The 18,490-nt window shown below is 61.0% G+C and carries 13 protein-coding genes and 1 pseudogene; 8 read left to right on the top strand and 6 right to left on the bottom strand.

Annotated elements, in window-relative coordinates; translation table 11 throughout:
* Positions 1-83 precede the first annotated feature (83 nt).
* Together A7J50_RS16290 and A7J50_RS16285 are read right to left on the bottom strand one after the other, a co-directional pair.
* Positions 84-2,525 carry a TonB-dependent siderophore receptor gene (locus A7J50_RS16290; protein WP_082895907.1) on the bottom strand — a complete coding sequence of 814 codons (2,442 nt, stop codon included), beginning with the start codon at positions 2,523-2,525 and terminating at the stop codon, positions 84-86.
* Positions 2,526-2,634: 109 nt separating this feature from the next.
* Positions 2,635-4,287, bottom strand: coding sequence for a cyclic peptide export ABC transporter (locus tag A7J50_RS16285; RefSeq protein WP_064452742.1), 1,653 nt, complete (start codon positions 4,285-4,287; stop codon positions 2,635-2,637).
* Positions 4,288-4,485: 198 nt separating this feature from the next.
* On the opposite strand from A7J50_RS16285, the gene A7J50_RS16280 reads away from it, so the two are divergent.
* Positions 4,486-5,313: a formyltransferase family protein gene (locus A7J50_RS16280; protein WP_064452741.1), complete on the top strand. Its 828-nt coding sequence runs from the start codon at positions 4,486-4,488 to the stop codon at positions 5,311-5,313.
* A 142-nt stretch (positions 5,314-5,455) separates the two neighbouring features.
* Here the strand turns inward: A7J50_RS16280 and A7J50_RS16275 are convergent, their stop codons facing one another.
* The 3 genes and pseudogenes from A7J50_RS16275 to pvdM all read right to left on the bottom strand — a co-directional run bounded on the left by A7J50_RS16275 (position 5,456) and on the right by pvdM (position 9,009).
* Positions 5,456-6,328 (bottom strand): formylglycine-generating enzyme family protein, encoded by an 873-nt coding sequence (locus tag A7J50_RS16275; protein WP_064452740.1) that lies wholly within the window; start codon positions 6,326-6,328, stop codon positions 5,456-5,458.
* 33 nt (positions 6,329-6,361) lie between these two features.
* Positions 6,362-7,641, bottom strand: a pseudogene (locus tag A7J50_RS16270) (aminotransferase class V-fold PLP-dependent enzyme).
* Between the two features lie 18 nt (positions 7,642-7,659).
* Entirely contained in the window at positions 7,660-9,009 is a 1,350-nt protein-coding gene (gene pvdM / locus A7J50_RS16265) for a pyoverdine-tailoring dipeptidase-like protein PvdM (RefSeq protein WP_064452739.1), read from the bottom strand.
* A 142-nt stretch (positions 9,010-9,151) separates the two neighbouring features.
* On the opposite strand from pvdM, the gene A7J50_RS16260 reads away from it, so the two are divergent.
* Positions 9,152-10,771: a hypothetical protein gene (locus A7J50_RS16260; protein WP_064452738.1), complete on the top strand. Its 1,620-nt coding sequence runs from the start codon at positions 9,152-9,154 to the stop codon at positions 10,769-10,771.
* Here the strand turns inward: A7J50_RS16260 and A7J50_RS16255 are convergent.
* Positions 10,764-11,711, bottom strand: coding sequence for a DUF1853 family protein (locus A7J50_RS16255; RefSeq protein ID WP_064454955.1), 948 nt, complete (start codon positions 11,709-11,711; stop codon positions 10,764-10,766). The two genes, A7J50_RS16260 and A7J50_RS16255, sit on opposite strands and share 8 nt — an antisense overlap.
* A 143-nt stretch (positions 11,712-11,854) precedes the next feature.
* On the opposite strand from A7J50_RS16255, the gene A7J50_RS16250 reads away from it, so the two are divergent.
* The 6 genes from A7J50_RS16250 to pepN are packed head-to-tail and all read left to right on the top strand — an operon-like array spanning position 11,855 to position 18,355.
* Entirely contained in the window at positions 11,855-12,745 is an 891-nt protein-coding gene (locus tag A7J50_RS16250) for an NAD(+) kinase (RefSeq protein WP_010210870.1), read from the top strand.
* Entirely contained in the window at positions 12,742-13,716 is a 975-nt protein-coding gene (locus A7J50_RS16245) for a metallophosphoesterase (protein ID WP_167353733.1), read from the top strand. The genes A7J50_RS16250 and A7J50_RS16245 overlap by 4 nt, the downstream gene beginning before the upstream one ends.
* Positions 13,713-14,582 carry a rhomboid family intramembrane serine protease gene (locus tag A7J50_RS16240; protein WP_064452736.1) on the top strand — a complete coding sequence of 290 codons (870 nt, stop codon included), beginning with the start codon at positions 13,713-13,715 and terminating at the stop codon, positions 14,580-14,582. Before A7J50_RS16245 ends, A7J50_RS16240 begins: the two co-directional genes overlap by 4 nt.
* A 14-nt stretch (positions 14,583-14,596) precedes the next feature.
* Positions 14,597-14,857, top strand: a complete 261-nt coding sequence (locus A7J50_RS16235) for a YeaC family protein (RefSeq protein ID WP_017138108.1) — start codon at positions 14,597-14,599, stop codon at positions 14,855-14,857.
* The gene (locus A7J50_RS16230) at positions 14,854-15,684 is read left to right on the top strand and encodes a DUF2797 domain-containing protein (RefSeq protein WP_064452735.1); all 831 of its coding nucleotides are present in this window, start codon (positions 14,854-14,856) and stop codon (positions 15,682-15,684) included. Before A7J50_RS16235 ends, A7J50_RS16230 begins: the two co-directional genes overlap by 4 nt.
* A gap of 13 nt (positions 15,685-15,697) precedes the next feature.
* The gene (gene pepN, locus A7J50_RS16225; RefSeq protein ID WP_064452734.1) at positions 15,698-18,355 is read left to right on the top strand and encodes an aminopeptidase N; all 2,658 of its coding nucleotides are present in this window, start codon (positions 15,698-15,700) and stop codon (positions 18,353-18,355) included.
* Positions 18,356-18,490 lie beyond the last annotated feature (135 nt).

Raw genomic sequence — 18,490 nt, 5'->3', positions numbered from 1 at the left:
TGGGGCAGGCATAAAAAATGCCCGATGAAAGCAGGGCTTTCATCGGGCGTTGAGTTGATCGCCTGGGCGATCAAGGCATCCGGTCAGAAGTTCCAGCGGGTGCTGACCATCACGTTGCGCGGCTCGCCGTAGGCCGCCGAGTTATAGAAGCCCACGTTGGTGTAGTAGGTCGTGTCGAAGATGTTGTTGAGGTTGATGGTGGCCGAGAGGTTCTTGGTCAACTGGTAGCGGGTCATCAGGTCCACCACTGTGTAGGACGACTGGGTAATGTCCTGGTTTTTTTCGAGCGGCGAGTTATAGATTTCGTACCAGCCCTTGCTCTGCCACCGCACGCCGCCGCCGACGGTGAACTTGTCCAGGTCGCCCTTGAGCTTGTAGGTGGTGTTCAGGTTGACCTGATGCTCCGGCTCGAAGGTGGAGATTTTCTTGCCGTCTTCGTCGCGTACGATCTTGTGGGTGTAGCCACCCTGGACTTGCCAGCCCGGGGCCAGCTCACCGGAGATCTCCGCTTCGTAGCCTTTGGTGACGGCCTTGGAGCCCTTAAACGCGTAGTTGTTCGGCGTTGGGGTCTGGTTGTTGTAGGCATCGTCCGAAATAGCGCGGTTGGTCTCATGCACTTCGAAGTAGGCAATGCTGGTGTTCAGGCGGCCTTCCAGGAACTCGCCCTTGAGGCCGAACTCGTAGTTTTGCCCCTCGTCCGGTTCCAGCAGTTTTTGGTCGCGGTCCTTATAGGTGCTTTCCTGGGGTTGGAAAATATCGGTGTAGCTGGTGTACAGCGAGAAGTTGTCGTTCAGGTCGTAGATGACGCCGGCATATGGGATGAACCGGCCGGTTTCTTTGTAGGACGGGTTATTACCGGTGACGTGGTAGTTGGCGACGCGTCCGCCGAGGATCACGTTAAGGTCATCCATCACGTTCAAACGTGTGGTCATGTAGTAGCCGTTCTGGCGAATGGTGTCGTCGATGTACTGCTGGACCGGGCCGTAGATTGGCCTGTCGATCTTGCCATTCCAGTTGTAGAAGTCCACTTTGTTGCCGCCTGGCCATTCCGGCGACCAATAACCCTTGCCCTGCCAGCGCGAGGTACCGATCGAGCCGCCCACCACCAGTTCATGGTCGCGGCCGAACAGGCTGAAAGGCCCGGTGGCGTACAGATCGGCCGAGGTGCTTTTGGTTTCGCCGGTGTACTTCTGCCCGTTGATCGACGCGGTGCCATCGGACTGAGGCTCAACGAACTGGATCGAGCCCAGGTCGGCGTGGTAGCCGTTGATCTTATGGTCGAGTTGGAACTTGGTGACCCAGCCGTCGCCCATGTCATGTTGCAGCATGGCAAAGGCGGTACGGGTATTTTGCTCCCAGGAACTCCAGGTGGTGCCATTGTTATAGGAGCGCGGCATCTTGTTGATGCTGCCGTCGTATTTCACCAACGGGAAGGCACCGGACCAGCTGGAGCCTTGTGGAATGTTGTCCTGATAGTCGAAGCCCACCGTCAGCATGGTGTCGGGGGACAGGTCGAATTCGGTAATGCCGTAGTAGGTTTCGGTCTTGCGTGAGTAGTGGTCCATGAAGGACTTTTTGTCTTGATACGCCGCCACTGCGCGACCACGGACGTTGCCGCTGTCGGTCAAGGGGCCGCTGACGTCGACTTCGCTGCGGTAATTGTCCCAGGAACCTGCGCCCAGCTGGACATGGCCCTTGAACTCCGAGGTTGGCTTCTTGCGGATCAGGTTGATGGTCGCGCCCAGGGAACCCGCACCGTTAAGCAGGCCGGTGGCGCCCTTGAGTATTTCGACGCGGTCATAGATGGCCATGTCGCTTAGGGTGTTACCCGCCGAATAGCCGACGTTGCGCACGGTGGACGGAATGCCGTCGTACTGGAAGCTGTTGACCGAAAAACCACGGGAATAATAGTTGGTGCGGTCGGTGTCATAGGCCGACACGGTGATGCCCGGGGTGTGGCGCATCACGTCATCAACGTTATTCAGGCCGAAGTCCTGGATGTGCTGACGGGTGATGACAGTGATCGATTGCGGCGTTTGCCGAGGCGTCAGGGTTAGCCGTGTGGCTGTGGCAATGGTGCCCGGCGTGTAGGAGCCGGAGTCCTCGGTAATGTTGCCCAACGCGTTGCCGGTCACTTGGGTCGGGCTCAGTTCCAACGCTTCGGTTGTACCGGCAGCGGTCACGGTCAGCGAGTTGCCACTGAGGCTGTGAGTGGTCTCAGTCCCACCCAGCAAGGTATCAATTGCCCGCTGCGGCTCCATTTTGCCCTTCACCGCGCGACTGTTCTTGCCCTGCACATCGCTCGGGCTGTACAGCACCTGCACGTTGGTCTGACGACCGAATTCCTGCAGCGCGCTCCCCAGCGACTGTGAAGGAATATCCAGCTCGATCTCATGCGCCTGCGCATAGCCTGCAACCGGCAGCGATATCGCCAGGGCCAGGGCGCTCGGAAGAAGATTAATGTTCAGGGCCCGGCGCATGGATAGCGCTTTGCTCAGAGGGCTGAGACCGAGTCTTGCTGGCATGGATGCTTTCTCTTCTATGTGTAAGTGGGCAAGTTATAGGTGTTTATTGATTCTGGTTCTCATTAACACTAGTGAGACGTTCCTACTTGGGAAAACCGGAAAAGAAATTTCAGGCAGGCTCCATTTCGTGCACCACCTGGCCGGCGCGCAGGCGTACCAATTGGTCGGCGATGTCGAAATAGCGGTCGTCGTGGCTGATCACGATGATGGTTTTGCCCAGGCGCTTAAGGTCCGGCAGCAGCTCGGTGTAGAAGATCCGGCGAAAGGCCGGGTCCTGGTCGGCGGCCCATTCGTCGAACACCAGCACCGGGCGTTCTTCGAGCCATGCGTTGACCAAGGCCAGGCGCTTGCGTTGGCCGGTAGACAGGTCGGTGGTGCTGAACACGCCATCCTTCACGCTGACCTTGTGCGCGATCTCCAGGCGTTCCAGGTATTTGGCGGCACTGTCCAATGACTGGGTGGCGCTGCCCTGCACCAGGTCATCGAACAGGTAATAGTCGGAAAAAATCGTGGTAAACAGCTGGCGATAATCATCGCGCTCGGGGTCGGTCACGGCCTCGCCGTTGAGCCGGATCTCGCCGGCCTGGGGCGGGTACAGGCCCAGCAACAGTTTGATCAGGGTGGTCTTGCCGCTGCCGTTTTCGCCGACGATAAATACGATATCGCCTTGCTTGATGCTCAGGTTGATCGGCCCCAGGTGGAACGGTTCGCTGCCCTCAACTGCCGGCGGGCTGTAGCTCACGCCGCGCAGTTCCAGGCTGTTGACCACCGGTTTGGGGGCTTCGCTGTCATCCATCAGCAGGTGCGGTTCGGGGGAGGAGAAGCGCTGCGACAACTCGCTGATACGGCCAAAGGCAATCTTCGCCTTGCCCACCACCGGCAGGTAGCCCAGCAGGTGTTCCAGCGGGCCTTTCATGTACAGCAGCACCAGCACGAAGCCGGTGATCACGGTAGGGTCCGGGTTCGGGTTGTAGGCCTGCATCGCCAGGGCCAGGCCGATCACCACAAAGAACAGCATCGAGCCAAACGTCTTGGCCAGGATATAAATGTTGACCGAGCGCACCTGGATGTCGCTGATGCGGTCGGCGGTTTCCTGGATGCGATGGGTGTTCATGCGAAAACGCCGTGGCCGGTGCATGCGCAGTTCCTTGGCGCCGGAAGCGATCGCGTTGTAATAACGCTGCAGTTCATCCTCATGACTGCGTGCCAGGTCGAAGCCCTGGATGCCTTTACCGCCGGCGATGAACTGCACGGCACTGCCGATAATGATCGCCACCACCATCATCAGGAACATCGGCACCGACAGATAGGCCAGGTAACCCAGGCAACCGAGGGTCACCGTGGCAGCGATGGCCAACGGCGTGAAGGCGAAGGAAAAGTCGCTGATGGTATCGACATCATGGGTCAGCACCGGGATCAGGCGGTGCGAGCGATACCGCTCGATCTGCCCGATGGGCGCCGACAGCACTTTCTCGCCCAGGTCTTTGCGCAGGGCGGCGATGATGCGTTGGCCGACGTAGTTGGTGCCGATATCCGAAATGATCGAGCTGATCAATGCCAGCACACACAGCGCCGCAAAGGTCAGGACCACGCCTTGGGTCATGCCGTTGGCCGAATGCAGGGCATTATTGATGGTGGCCAGCAGCAGGGTGATGGCCAGGCCGCCGACCATGCCGAGGGCGACGGAGACGGTCACGATGGTGCGAAAGGGCCTGAGCAAGGCGAGCAGCCCCTTGAAGGCGCTGCGTTTGGGGTCGGTCATAAATACATCCCGGAGAGTGAAAAGAGGGGCTGGGCACACAGACCCTTACCCATGACAAACGAAGCGTCGGCGCGAGTATTTAGCTCGGCGCGCCCGACGGCAGCGGCGAGGTATAAATTGCCGCTGGGCTGGTTCGTTCTTGTGCTGTAGGCGCACGTGTATTGGCGTTGTGCGCAGTCCATTCAGCGAGAGCGAAAAATGACCAAAAAGAACCTGGTGTATGTGTGGTCCCTGAGAAATGCCGCCGCCGACAAGGCAGGGCAGCCGGTGGCTTACAAAGACCATGAGCGCTACATGAAATCAGTGCTGGAGTTCCTGGTGGGGTCGCTGAACGACACACCGCTGGGCGAGGCGTATAACCTGGTCGGCGTGATCTACGACGATGACGAGCAGAACCCACGGGACCAGCAGTTGGTCAGCGATTACGGCTTTGCCTATAAGCCCGGCCGCCAGTGGCTTTACCCGGCGGACTTGCGGGTGCAGGGGCACCTGGTCAACGACCTGTTGCTGAGTGTGCCATCCACCTATCGCCGCCTGCCTCGCGGCAGCGCCGAACACATTGCCGGCAAGCAGGATTTCGAGCGACGCTTGCACGACACGCTTGTGGAGTTGAAGGCTGATGTCGTGGTGTTGGATGGTTTGTTGGTGATTCTGGATGAGCTGGTACGGCCGGGCGCACCGTTTGCGCGGCGCATCATGAACATTCACCCGGGCATTACCCGCATCGAATCGCCGTACGAGCGCCGTGGGGCTTACGCCACCTGGAACGCCTTGTATGGCGCGCGCGGGCAAACCGTGGTGGATTGGGCGACCAAGGCAACCACGCCGTCGGAGCCGCTATACCTTACCGGGGCGTCGTTCCACTACGTGGACAACGGCATCGACTCCGGTGAAGTGTTCCACGACGTGCTCAAAACCGAGATTTCGCCGGAAGACACCATCCTTGAGTTGCGCTGGAACAACTTCAACAACAGCCTGTTCCCGGCGTTGCATGAGGGCTTGGAATTGCTGGCCAGGCAGGCCTGATTCAGCCGAGCTGCAGCTGATGTATGCAGGGCAAAATGTGGGAGCGGGCTTGCTCGCGAAAGCGCTGTGTCAGTCGCCGGATGTATCGACTGATTCACCGCCTTCGCGAGCAAGCCCGCTCCCACATTTGAGGGTGTCGGCCTTAGAGATCGCGCACTACACGAAAGCCAATCCAGTCACCGCGAGTCTGCGGGTAGATGTTGTTGCGGTTGCCCGAGCGCGAAAATACCGGCGCTTCGCCCCAGTCATTGCCGCGAATCTGGTAGCTCTCGCAGTTCGGCTCCATCCAGGCGCTGCCGTCGGTAGGCGCGCCGATGTAGTTGGGGTGTTCACAGTCGGCCACACGCTCATACACATTGCCATGCATGTCATACATGCCAAATGCATTCGGCGGGTAACTGCCGACCGGCGAAGAGTAGCTGTAGCCATCCGCCGGCCCGTAGGTATTGGCATGTTCGGCGATGCTGTAGCCCTTGCCTGCATCGAAAGGAAACGGGAACGGTCCGGTTGAACCGGCGCGGGCGGCGTATTCACGCTGCGCTTCACTGACCATGTGGTATGTCTGCCCGGTTTTTTTCGACAGCCAGGCGACGTAGTTCTTTACGTCGTCCATGTCCATGCATACCGCCGGTTGGCGCGGCCCCTGCGGGTAGCGCGGTTTACTGGCGATGCATTCGCGGCCGGGGCGCGTATCGCCATCGGCGATCTTGACCCCGCTCTGGCGGATATAGCTGTCCCATTCACCGGCGGTGATGTGGAAGCGGCTCATGGCGAAGGGTTTGGCGAAGGTCACGTCGTGCATCGGGCCTTCGTCGGGCTCGCGGCCGACTTCGTCTTCGGGGGTGCCCATGGTGAACGTGCCGGCCGGCAGCACCACCATTTCCGGGCAGTCCTTGCAGTCCTTGAATACCTTGCCGGGCTGCGGCGTAGCGGCCTGGGCCAGGTTGGGCAGCGCCGCAGCGCACAGGGCGGTCAGCGCCAGGGCTGTCAGTGGGTTGAGTCGGGATGGATTCATGTGGGCATCTCGTTCAAAGGAAAAAAGTGGCGGTCACAACCGTTGGCTCAGCAAGGTCATGAAGTGCTGGATCTCGTCCGAGCTGTTAAGCAGGCCGGGAGAGGTGCGAATCACTGGGCCGACATCGCGGTCTACAGCATCGATCACCACACGGTTTTTCATCAGGTGGGCGGCTACGGCGTCGCTGTCCTGGCCCTTGACACGGAAGAACGTAAAGCCCGCTGAAAGCTCGGTACTGCGCGGCGTCACCAGCTCGATCTGCGGGTGGGCCAGCAGTTGGTTTTTCAGCTCGGTGTTCAGTTCGTGAATACGCGCCTGCACCGACGCCTTGCCCAGTTGCAGGTGGAGTTTGAAGGCCTCGTCCGCCGCCCAGCGATGCTCGAAAGCGTGGTAGCCCCCGGGGTCATGGTGGTGGCGAAATTGGTGTCTTCGGAGAAGGTCGGCACCATCGGCGTCACGTCTTTGTTCTCGGCATCACGAGCGCAGACCAGCCCGGTGCCGCGTGGCCCGAACATCCATTTATGGGTGCCGGCGATAAAGAAATCGCAGTGCATGGCCGGAAAATCGAGGTCCTCCACGCCAAAGCCGTGCACGCCATCGACCACGTAGAGAATGCGATCCTTGTCGTCACGGTTGCGGTTGAGTGTCTCCACCAGCCTGCCGATCTCGCCGATGGGCAGCTTCACGCCACTGCCGGATTGCACCCAGGTCATGCCCAGCACACGGGTATTGGGGCGGATAGCGCGTTTGATGTTGCCGAGCACTTCGTCTACGGACACCTGGTGGGCATTTTCGAATAACCGAATTCGCCGTACCTGCGTGCCTTGCCGGGCGACGCGAAAGTCCAGGACGTTCTGTGTGGCGTAGTGCTCGTGCTCGGTGGTCAGAATTTCCTGGTCAGGCCGCAGCTTGATGCCGCCGTAGATCATCGCCAGGCCTTCCGACGTACTGCCGGTCAGCGCGATCTGAGGCGGTGTGGCGTTCAGGTAGCGACCCGCCCATTCGCGCACCTGGCCCTCACGTTTCCAGGTTTCCTCAAGGCCCCAGTCCATCGCCAGGCCCGGGTTGCGGTCGATCTGCTGGCGGTAGCGGTCAATGGCTTCGCGCACGGGCTTGGGATGTGAAGTCACCAGGAAGTTGGAAAAGTGCAGGTAGTCCGGGTCTTGGTTGAACAGTTGTTTGAGCCCCGTCCATGGGTCGTTCGTAGCGGGTGCCGGTTCGCCTGCCAAGGCCTGTGGGAGGAGGGCGGCGCCCAGCGGCAGGCTGGCGGCGAATACGCCGGCCTGCTTGAGAAATGTACGGCGGTCGGTCATGGGCTTGCTTCTAGGTGATTAGCGGTTGGCCAATGGCTTGGCGGCTTTTTGTACCTGGTCCCACACCCGCAGGAAGTTGCCTCCCCAGAGCTTGGCGATATCGGCTTCGGAGTAACCGCGCTGGATCAGCTCGGCGGTGACGTTGCGCACCTCGCCGACGTTCTCCCAGCCCTGGATGCCGCCGCCGTCGTTGAAGTCCGACGAGATACCGACATGATCGATGCCGATCTTGCGCACGGTGTAGTCGATGGCGTCGCCCCAGTCCTTGAGGGAGGCCTTGGGTTCTTCGTCGAGAATCGCGTAAAGCGCGCTGGCGTACTGGCCGAACTTCTGCTCGGACCAGGCGGCGATAATTGCGTCGCCGGGCATCAAGGCCATGGCCAGGTTTGGCAGCGGCGGCAAATCGAAACGCGCGCGCAGGGCGTTGAGTTTGTCCTGGGTCGGTTGGCTCAGCGGGCGTAAATAGGCCGGGAAGCCCACCACTTGCACCACGCCGCCACTGTTCTTGATCAGTTGCAGCTCCTTGTCGCTGAGGTTGCGCGGGATATCCACCGACGCCCGTGGCGCCGAGTGGGACGCCACCATCGGTGTGCGGCTCAACTGCGCCACTTGCTCCACGGCTTTGGTCGACATTTGCGACACGTCGATGATCACGCCCAAGTCATTCAGACGATGCACCGCTTGCTGGCCGATATCCGACAGCCCTTCGAGGGCGTCGGTCGAGTCATTGAAAAACGGCAGCGGGCGCGACGAATCGGACCAGGCGTTGTTGCCGATGTAGCTGAAGCCGAACATGCGCATGCCGCGCGCCGTCCACAGGTCCAGCTGGTTCAGGTCGTTGCCCAGCGGGTAGGCGTTGAGCATGCTGATAAAGATCGCAAACTTGCCCTCGCCATGCAGGCGCCGGAAATCGTCCGGGGTATAGGCGATGCCCACTTGATTAGGAAAGTCGCGCACCATGCCGGAGATGATCTTGTAGCGCACCTCTTGCTCGTGACGGGCCTCTTCGACAAAACCATCGCTGGGTTTGTGCGGCGCATTGGCGCCGTTCCAGATTTCCGGCCAGCCGAAAATCGTCAGGGCGGCGCCCGACAAACGCCCGCGTGCGGCCTTGGCCAGGTCGAACTGGCCACTGCCATCTTTGTCGGCCTCATGGCCGGCCGTGCCGAAATCCAGGGGCACCGTGATATGGCTGTCAAACGACAGCAGGCGGTCCTGCATGTCATTGGCTTGCTTGATCACCTCCAGCGGGTAGCCGGCATTGCCGCGGAACCAGTGGTCCCAAACCAGAAAGCCGGCTCCGGCGCCGATGGCCAGTGCCAGCGGCAGGCCGATATACAACGCCTTTTTCGAACGTGGTTTTGTCATTGCCATCTCAGTCAGTTGAGGCCTTTGCTATCAGGGAGGAACGAGCGATGGCGGGTGAAATTTAGGCCCAGGCCAGGCGACAGTAAATTTGTCGCAGCCGCCAACGTTCTAGCTCTGATTAAGCCGTTTTCTAAGGTAGACAATGACCATCTCTCGACGTGGGTTCATCGCAGGCCTGGCGCTGACGGGCGCTGCCGTACCGGCGGCCTTTTATGCCCATCGCGAGCTGACGCGTGAAGAAGAGTTCCCCATCACGGCGGGCGAGGCCACGGTGGACTTGGCCGACACCGCAGGCCAGCACTTGGCGAACACCCTGCGCGGCGTCTGGGACCTGCGCCTGGAAGGTCGTGACGCCGGCCTCAAGGGCTTGCCGCTGCAAGGCCTGCAATTGCTGCTCGACATCGCCCCGCGTGGCCGTGGTTTGCGCGGTTACCTGGACACCGCTGAAAACTTGCGTGCCGACGGTGAACCGCGTTACCGCGTATTGGGTGACCTGCTGACAGGCGAGGGCGCGTCGCTCTATTGGCGCCTGATCGACCGCGAGGCGGCCAATGGCGCGCCCGCCTATGAATTCAAGATGAGCCTCGACGAAGTCTGGGCCGACTTCGCCAACGCCGGCAGCGGGACCTTAAGTGGGCAGATCCTCGACCTCAATCGCCCCTTGGCCCTGACCGAACGCGACAACCGCTTTATCGCCCACAAGCAACTGTTTCCCGAGGCTCGCGAGCGAATCGGCCTCAACCCGAGCTTGTTGGCTTGGCTGATCTCTCCCGAACACCGGCTGTTTCACCAGCTGTGGCATGCCTCCCGTGACCAGTGGCACAAGCTGTCCGAGGAAAAACGTGACGCCTTGCGCGGCATCGGCTGGCAACCCGGGCCGCGCGGCCAGGAGCGCGACGCCCGCGGCAAACGCAAAGACCGTAATGGTTCGGGTATCGACTTCTTCTTCATGCACCGCCATATGCTCGGCACCGCGCGTTCTCTGCAAGACCTGCCGTCGTGGCCGCAATTCCCCGAGCCGCAGCCCGCCCTGGAGCGCGATCGCCTGGGCTTTGTGCGGTACTTCGATAATCATGATGGCTTTGCACTTGCGCCCAGTTGGTCGGCGCCGGACGACGGCGACTACACCCAGTGGGTCAGCGATATCAAGGCGGCCGAGACCTACCACAGTAACTTCCAGGTGTGGGAGTCCCACTACCGCGACCCGCGTTACCTGGCCAAGCTGACCTTGGGCCAGTTAGGTTCCGAAATGGAACTGGGCCTGCACGACTGGCTGCACATGCGCTGGGCCTCGGTGCCCCGTGACCCGTCCAACGGCGCACCGGTGCCGTTCGCCCGCGACCCTGCGGACTTTGCCGCGCGTTGGTATGCGCCGGAGAACGACTTCCTCGGCGACCCGTTTTCATCCCATGTAAACCCGGTGTTCTGGCACTTTCACGGCTGGATCGATGACCGTATCGAGGACTGGTTCCGCGCCCATGAGCGGTTTAATCCAGGCGAGGTCAGCCGGCTTGAGGTCAACGGTGTGGCCTGGTTTGCGCCGGGGCGCTGGGTGGAAGTGGGTGACCCGTGGCTGGGCCCGGACACCCATGGCTGCAGTACCACGCCGGGTTTGCAGATGGGGCGGTCGATGGAAATGGACCCGGAAACCATGAAGCTGGCGCTACGGATTACATTTGCGGCCGAAGAAGAGGGGCTGCAGGCATTGTTCAAGCGCGTGCCGCAGCGGCCCTGGTATGCGCGGCACTTGAAGGTCAAGTGAGCCCAGGAACGTTTGGCCAAAGGTCCGCCACAAGGAACAAACGTTCGGCTTCCTCCCAGTCCTCGCCGTTCTGAACCAGCCTTACCAGCAGTTGCGCCGGCGCCATTGGCTCGAGTTCGGCCAGCCACCCTTGCATCTGTTCTTCACGCCACACTTCACTCGCCGGGTAGTGCGCCGGCGCCAACCACGCATGCCGGGGCAGGGGTTGCCAACGCCCCGGCGGGCTCGCGCTGACGAAGTCCCGCCAGTCGCGCTGATGCAGCCAGCGCCCGCGCAAATGCTGTGGATGGGCGCCTTGGGGCGATTCGGCCTGGCCCGGCCACGGATAGAGCAAATACCCGCCCAGCCACAAATGTGCATCGAACTGCTGAATATCCAGTGCCGCCAACGCTTCGCGGCTTTCCGGACGTGCCGAGATCGGCAGTTGATGTTGGGCAAGGTGCGCCAGCTTGCGGTCCAGCCGGTCATGGCAGCCGGGGCCGAGCCATTGCGCGGTGTCATGGCCGTTGCCGTCTTGCGGGCCCAGATAGAGTTTGATCGCCAGTTCCAGGTGGTGCACGCCGTCGCGGTCGCGCAGCAGCATATCCAGCTCACCCAAGGTATGCCCGGCGCGGCGGATCGGCAGGTTGGCAGCCAGCAACTCCACACCCGGTGCATGCTGCACGGCGAATTGCCACAGGCGCTCGTAGTACAGGCCCAGACGGCGGGTGCGTGCCAAGCTCAGCCAATGCTGCAGGGCGCTGCTGTCCTGATCGAGTGTACGTAACCAGTGTTCGAGAAGATGGGGCGCCTGCACCCAGTCGCTGCCGGCCAGCGGATGGCGTTGCGGCCAAGGCGTTTGGGCGAGCATGGGGGGCGCGAGCATCACCCACGCCAAATCGCGCACCTCGGGGTGCCGCAACTGGCGGGGCAGGTTGAGCAAGTCTGGGAACACAGTCATGGTCCGAGCATAGCCTTTTAAGCGCTGTACGGGTGGCTGAGAACCATTGTCATCCAGGCGGGCGGCGACAAAGGATTTTGCCTGACGCAGCCTTTCGCCCATAATCGTTCTTTTTGCCACACCCCAAATCCCGCAGGAGCCCCATGGAGCAATTTCGCAATATCGGCATTATCGGTCGCCTGGGCAGTACCCAGGTGCTGGACACCGTCCGCCGGCTGAAAAAGTTCCTGTTGGAACGCCACCTGCATGTGATCCTCGAAGACACCATCGCTGAAATCCTCCCGGGCCATGGCCTGCAAACCTCGTCGCGCAAGATGCTCGGCGAAGTGTGTGACATGGTGATTGTGGTGGGCGGCGACGGCAGCCTGCTCGGCGCGGCCCGGGCCCTGGCGCGGCATAACGTGCCGGTGTTGGGGATCAACCGTGGCAGCCTGGGGTTTCTCACGGATATCCGCCCGGATGACCTGGAAGTCGAAGTCGCCAAGGTGCTCGACGGCCATTACCTGGTGGAAAATCGCTTCCTGTTGCAGGCCGAAGTGCGCCGCCACGGTGAAGCCATCGGCCAGGGCGATGCCCTCAATGACGTGGTGCTGCACCCGGGCAAATCCACGCGGATGATCGAGTTCGAGCTGTACATCGACGGCCAGTTCGTCTGCAGCCAGAAGGCCGACGGCCTGATCGTCGCCACGCCGACCGGCTCCACCGCCTACGCGTTGTCGGCCGGTGGCCCGATCATGCATCCCAAGCTGGATGCCATTGTGATCGTGCCGATGTACCCCCATATGTTGTCCAGCAGGCCGATTGTGGTCGATGGCAACAGTGAGCTGAAAATCGTGGTGTCCAAAGACATGCAGATCTACCCGCAAGTCTCCTGTGACGGGCAGAACCATTTTACCTGCGCCCCCGGTGACACCATCACCGTGAGCAAAAAGGCGCAGAAGCTGCGGTTGATCCACCCGCTGGACCACAATTACTACGAAGTGTGCCGGACCAAGTTGGGCTGGGGCAGCCGCTTGGGGGGTGGAGGCGACTGATGCTCGATCCCGCGCGTAGCTACGACCTGATTGGTGACGTGCACGGTTGCGCTCATACCCTTGAGCACTTGCTCGACCAATTGGGTTACCACAAGCAGGGCGGCACCTGGCGCCATCCGTCGCGAATGGCGGTGTTCCTCGGCGATATCATCGACCGTGGCCCACGCATTCGCGAGGCGCTGCATATCGTCCATGACATGGCCGAGGCCGGACAGGCGCTGTGCATCATGGGCAACCATGAGTTCAACGCACTGGGCTGGAGCACACCGGCGCCGCCGGGCAGTGGCAAGCAGTTCGTGCGTGAGCACAACCCGCGCCACGCCCGCTTGATCCACGAGACCCTGACCCAGTTCGAGCACCACCCGGCCGACTGGCATGACTTCCTCGGCTGGTTCTATGACATGCCGCTGTTTGTCGACGCCGGGCGTTTCCGTGTGGTGCATGCGTGCTGGGATGACGGCTTTATCCAGCCGCTGCGCGGTACCTTCCCGGATGGCTGCATCGACCAGCACTTCCTGCAGGCCGCTGCGGTGCCGGGCAGTTTTGCCTGCAATGCGTTCGACCGCCTGTTGCGCGGCACAGACATGCGCCTGCCGGATGGCCTGACGCTGACCGGTGGTGATGGCCTGACGCGTTCGTTCTTTCGCACCAAGTTCTGGGAAGACGACCCGAAAACCTACGGCGACATCGTATTCCAGCCCGATGCGCTGCCGGAGCCGGTGGCGCGTACGCCACTGTCGTCCTCGCAGAAAAATTCCCTGTTGCGCTACGGCGTCGACGAACCGTTGTTGTTCGTCGGCCACTACTGGCGCAGCGGCAAACCGGCGCCGATCCGCCCGAACCTGGCCTGCCTGGACTACAGCGCGGTGCTGTACGGCAAGTTGGTGGCCTATCGACTGGACCAGGAAACCCAACTGGATCCGCGTAAATTCGTATGGGTCGACGTTGAGCGGCCCGAGGTGATGTCATGAGTACCGTGGCTGTATTGCGCTTGCCACTGAGCGTCGACCTGGGCGGTTTCGTCAAACTGCTGCAACGTATGCAAGTGCCGCATCGCGTCAGCGAGGAAGCCGGGGAACAGGTGTTGTGGGTGCCCGAGACCATCAGCGACGACGTGCGCGTGCTGTACCAGCGCTTTCCCGCCGGTGACCCGGACCAGCAACTGGATATTCCCGAGCAAGCACCCGTTACGCGTCCAGGCTTCGTCCAGCAATTGCGCATGAGTCCGGTCACGGCGCTGGTGCTGCTGGCGAGCCTTATCGTCGGCGCGGTAACGCTGCTGGGCGAAAACCTGCAAGCCATGAGCTGGCTGACGTTCCTGCCGTTTCACGTGACGGGTGAGTACATCCAGTTCACGCCGTTTGCCGAAACCATGGCCTCGGGGCAGTGGTGGCGGCTGGTCACCCCGATGCTGATCCACTTCGGCATCCTGCACCTGGCCATGAATGGCATGTGGTACTGGGAACTGGGCCGCCGCATCGAAGTGCGCCAGGGCAGTATCAACCTGCTGGGCCTGACGTTGTTGTTCAGCCTGGTCTCCAACTACGCTCAATACGCCTATGGCGGCCCCGGCCTGTTTGGCGGCCTGTCCGGTGTGTTGTATGGCTTGCTCGGGCATTGCTGGATTTTTCAATTATTGTCGCCTAACCCGGCCTATCGCCTGCCCCGTGGGGTGTTGGTGATGATGTTGGTATGGCTGGTACTGTGCCTGTCGGGGCTGGTCTCGATGATCGGTTTCGGCGAAATCGCCAACGCTGCCCACGTCGGCGGCCTGGTTATCGGTTGCCTGACAGGTTTGCTGGGCGGGCTTTACAGCCGCCGCAAAGCTTCTATTTGATAAGGAAGAGCCTCATGTCCTCTTTTGCTGAAATGATCGAAAACATCACCCCGGATATTTACGAGAGCCTCAAGCTGGCCGTGGAAATCGGCAAATGGTCCGACGGCCGCAAGCTCACCGCCGAGCAACGCGAGCTGTCCCTGCAAGCGGTAATCGCCTGGGAAATCCAGAACCTGCCGGAAGAGCAGCGCACCGGCTACATGGGGCCGCAGGAATGCGCGTCCAAATCGGCGCCGGTGCCGAACATTCTGTTCAAGTCGGATGCGATCCATTGATTGAAATCGGTCGCGGTGCAGTCAGCAAAATGTCGGCGCAACTCGGTGAGCCGACCGTTCAATACGCGTTTCGTCTGGGCGACTCCGAGGTGCCGGTCAACCCGTTGATCGGCACTCACGTGCGCCTGGAATACCTGGGTGCCATTCATTGCAGCCATTGCGGCCGCAAGACCAAAACCAGTTTCAGCCAGGGTTACTGCTACCCGTGCATGACCAAACTGGCCCAGTGTGACCTGTGCATCATGAGCCCCGAGCGTTGCCATTACGACGCCGGTACTTGCCGTGATCCCGGCTGGGGCGAAAAATTCTGCATGACCGACCATGTGGTGTACCTGGCCAATTCGTCGGGGATCAAGGTCGGCATCACCCGTGCCACCCAACTGCCGACGCGTTGGCTCGACCAGGGCGCCAGCCAGGCGCTGCCGATCATGCGCGTCGCGACCCGCCAGCAGTCCGGTTTTGTCGAAGACCTGTTCCGCAGCCAAGTGGCCGACAAGACCAACTGGCGCGCCTTGCTCAAGGGCGATGCGCAATCGGTGGACCTCAAGCAGGTGCGCGACCAGCTGTTTGCCTCTTGTGCTGAAGGCCTGCTGAGTTTGCAGGAACGCTTTGGCCTGCAGGCCATCCAACCGGTGACCGATATCGAACCCATCGAGATCCGTTACCCGGTCGAGCAATACCCGGCCAAGATTGTCAGCTTCAACCTGGACAAGAACCCGATTGCCGAAGGCACGCTGTTGGGGATCAAGGGCCAATACCTGATCTTCGATACCGGCGTTATCAACATTCGTAAGTACACGGCCTACCAGCTCGCCGTGCATCAGTAAAAGGATGCAACCCATGCGCACCGAACAACCGAAGATGATTTACCTGAAGGACTATCAGGCGCCGGACTACCTGATCGAAGAGACGCACCTGACCTTCGAGTTGTTCGAGGACCACAGCCTGGTCCACGCGCAGTTGGTGATGCGCCGCAACCCTGAACGCGGTGCCGGCCTGCCGCCGCTGGTGCTCGATGGCCAACAGCTGGAGCTGCTGACCGTGAACCTGGGCGATCAGGAACTGACCGAGGCTGACTACCAGCTGACCGACAGCCACCTGACCCTGCACCCGACCCGCGAAACCTTCACGGTCGACACCAGCGTGCGCATTCACCCGGAAACCAACACCGCCCTGGAAGGCCTGTACAAATCCGGCGGCATGTTCTGCACCCAGTGCGAGGCCGAGGGCTTTCGCAAGATTACCTATTACCTCGACCGCCCGGACGTGATGAGCACCTTCACCACCACGGTAATCGCCGAGCAACACCGCTACCCGGTGCTGCTGTCCAATGGCAACCCGATTGCCAGCGGCCCGGGTGAAGACGGTCGTCACTGGGCGACCTGGGAAGACCCGTTCAAGAAACCGGCGTACCTGTTTGCGCTGGTGGCCGGTGACCTGTGGTGTGTTGAAGACACGTTCACCACCATGACCAGCCGTGAAGTGGCGCTGCGCATCTACGTCGAGCCGGAAAATATCGACAAATGCCAGCACGCCATGACCAGCCTGAAAAAATCCATGCGCTGGGACGAAGAAACCTACGGCCGCGAGTACGACCTCGATATCTTCATGATCGTGGCGGTCAACGACTTCAACATGGGCGCCATGGAGAACAAGGGCCTTAATATCTTCAACTCCAGCGCCGTACTGGCCCGCGCCGAAACCGCCACCGATGCCGCGCACCAGCGGGTCGAGGCGATCGTCGCCCACGAATACTTCCACAACTGGTCGGGCAACCGGGTGACCTGCCGCGACTGGTTCCAGCTGTCGCTGAAAGAAGGCTTCACCGTGTTCCGTGATTCGGGCTTCTCCGCCGACATGAACTCGGCCACGGTCAAGCGCATCCAGGACGTGGCGTACCTGCGTACGCACCAGTTCGCCGAAGACGCCGGCCCCATGGCCCACGCCGTGCGCCCGGACAGTTTTATCGAAATCTCCAACTTCTACACCCTGACTGTGTACGAAAAGGGCTCGGAAGTGGTCGGCATGATCCACACCTTGCTCGGTGCAGAAGGCTTCCGTAAAGGCAGCGACCTGTACTTCGAACGCCACGACGGCCAGGCGGTGACCTGCGATGATTTCATCAAGGCCATGGAAGACGCGAACGGTGCTGACCTGACTCAGTTCAAGCGCTGGTACAGCCAGGCCGGTACGCCGCGTCTGGCAGTGAGCGAGTCCTACGACGCCGCCGCCAAAACCTACAGCCTGACCTTCCGCCAGAGCTGCCCGGAAACCCCGGACAAGGTGCAGAAACTGCCGTTCGTGATTCCGGTTGAGTTGGGCTTGCTGGATGCGAAGGGCGCCGGCATTGCCTTGCGCCTGGCCGGTGAAGCGGCTGCCGGTGGTACGTCTCGGGTCATTTCGGTGACCGAAGCCGAGCAGACCTTCACCTTCGTTGATATCGCCGAACAGCCGCTGCCCTCGCTGCTGCGTGGTTTCTCGGCACCGGTGAAACTGAGCTTCCCGTACAACCGCGATCAACTGATGTTCCTGATGCAGCACGACAGCGACGGCTTCAACCGCTGGGATGCCGGCCAGCAACTGTCGGTGCAGGTGTTGCAGGAACTGATCGCCCAGCATCAGGCGGGCCAGCCGCTGAAGCTGGATCAACGCCTGATCGATGCCTTGCGCACAGTGCTCAGCGATGAACGCCTGGACCAGGCGATGGTCGCCGAAATGCTGTCGTTGCCAAGCGAAGCCTACTTGACGGAAATCAGCGAAGTGGCGGATGTCGACGCCATCCACGCCGCCCGTGAGTTTGCTCGTAAGCAGTTGGCTGACAACCTGTTCGAAGGCCTGTGGCTGCGCTACCAGGCCAATCGCGAACTGTCCAAGCAGACGCCTTATGTCGCGGCGGCCGAGCATTTTGCGCGTCGCGCGTTGCAGAACATTGCGCTGTCGTACCTGATGCTCAGCGGCAAGCCTGAAGTATTGGCCGCGACCCTGGAACAGTTCGACGCCTGCGACAACATGACCGAACGCTTGACGGCGCTGGCGGTGCTGGTGAACTCACCGTTCGAGGTAGAAAAAGCCCATGCCTTGTCGGTATTTGCCGAGAACTTCAAAGACAACCCCTTGGTTATGGACCAATGGTTCAGCGTACAGGCCGGCAGCACCTTGCCGGGCGGGCTGGCTCGGGTCAACGCGCTGATGGAACACCCGGCGTTCAACATCAAGAACCCGAACAAGGTACGGGCGCTGGTCGGCGCGTTTGCCGGGCAGAACCTGATCAATTTCCACGCGGCAGATGGCTCGGGGTATCGGTTCCTGGCGGTCCTGGTGATTCAATTGAACGCCTTTAACCCGCAGATCGCTTCGCGCCAATTGGCGCCGCTGACCCGCTGGCGTAAATACGACAGCGCGCGCCAGGCGTTGATGAAGGCGGAACTGGAGCGCATTCGTGCGTCCGGTGAGCTGTCGAGTGATGTGTTCGAGGTGGTCAGCAAGAGCCTTGCGTAAGTTCTGCAAATAAAAAAACGGCCTGTTCAGGTAATGCCAGTCAGTTAAGCGAACGAAATGCTCAAAGCAGCGAAGATCAAATGTGGGAGCGGGCTTGCCCGCGAAGACGTCGGCCCAGCAAACATTGATGTTGAC

The sequence above is a fragment of the Pseudomonas antarctica genome (genome assembly GCF_001647715.1).
GTDB lineage: Bacteria > Pseudomonadota > Gammaproteobacteria > Pseudomonadales > Pseudomonadaceae > Aquipseudomonas > Aquipseudomonas antarctica_A.
Note: the sequence above shows the minus strand (reverse complement) of the source record. Positions and strands in the feature narration are given on the sequence as shown.

Coding starts and splice junctions, on each gene's coding strand:
- A7J50_RS16290 (WP_082895907.1), bottom strand. CDS start 2,525: ATGCCAGCAAGACTCGGTCTCAGCCCTCTGAGCAAAGCGCTATCCATG.
- A7J50_RS16255 (WP_064454955.1), bottom strand. CDS start 11,711: ATGACTGTGTTCCCAGACTTGCTCAACCTGCCCCGCCAGTTGCGGCAC.
- A7J50_RS16280 (WP_064452741.1), top strand. CDS start 4,486: ATGACCAAAAAGAACCTGGTGTATGTGTGGTCCCTGAGAAATGCCGCC.
- A7J50_RS16260 (WP_064452738.1), top strand. CDS start 9,152: ATGACCATCTCTCGACGTGGGTTCATCGCAGGCCTGGCGCTGACGGGC.
- A7J50_RS16250 (WP_010210870.1), top strand. CDS start 11,855: ATGGAGCAATTTCGCAATATCGGCATTATCGGTCGCCTGGGCAGTACC.
- pepN (WP_064452734.1), top strand. CDS start 15,698: ATGCGCACCGAACAACCGAAGATGATTTACCTGAAGGACTATCAGGCG.
- A7J50_RS16275 (WP_064452740.1), bottom strand. CDS start 6,328: ATGAATCCATCCCGACTCAACCCACTGACAGCCCTGGCGCTGACCGCC.
- A7J50_RS16240 (WP_064452736.1), top strand. CDS start 13,713: ATGAGTACCGTGGCTGTATTGCGCTTGCCACTGAGCGTCGACCTGGGC.
- A7J50_RS16235 (WP_017138108.1), top strand. CDS start 14,597: ATGTCCTCTTTTGCTGAAATGATCGAAAACATCACCCCGGATATTTAC.
- A7J50_RS16285 (WP_064452742.1), bottom strand. CDS start 4,287: ATGACCGACCCCAAACGCAGCGCCTTCAAGGGGCTGCTCGCCTTGCTC.
- pvdM (WP_064452739.1), bottom strand. CDS start 9,009: ATGACAAAACCACGTTCGAAAAAGGCGTTGTATATCGGCCTGCCGCTG.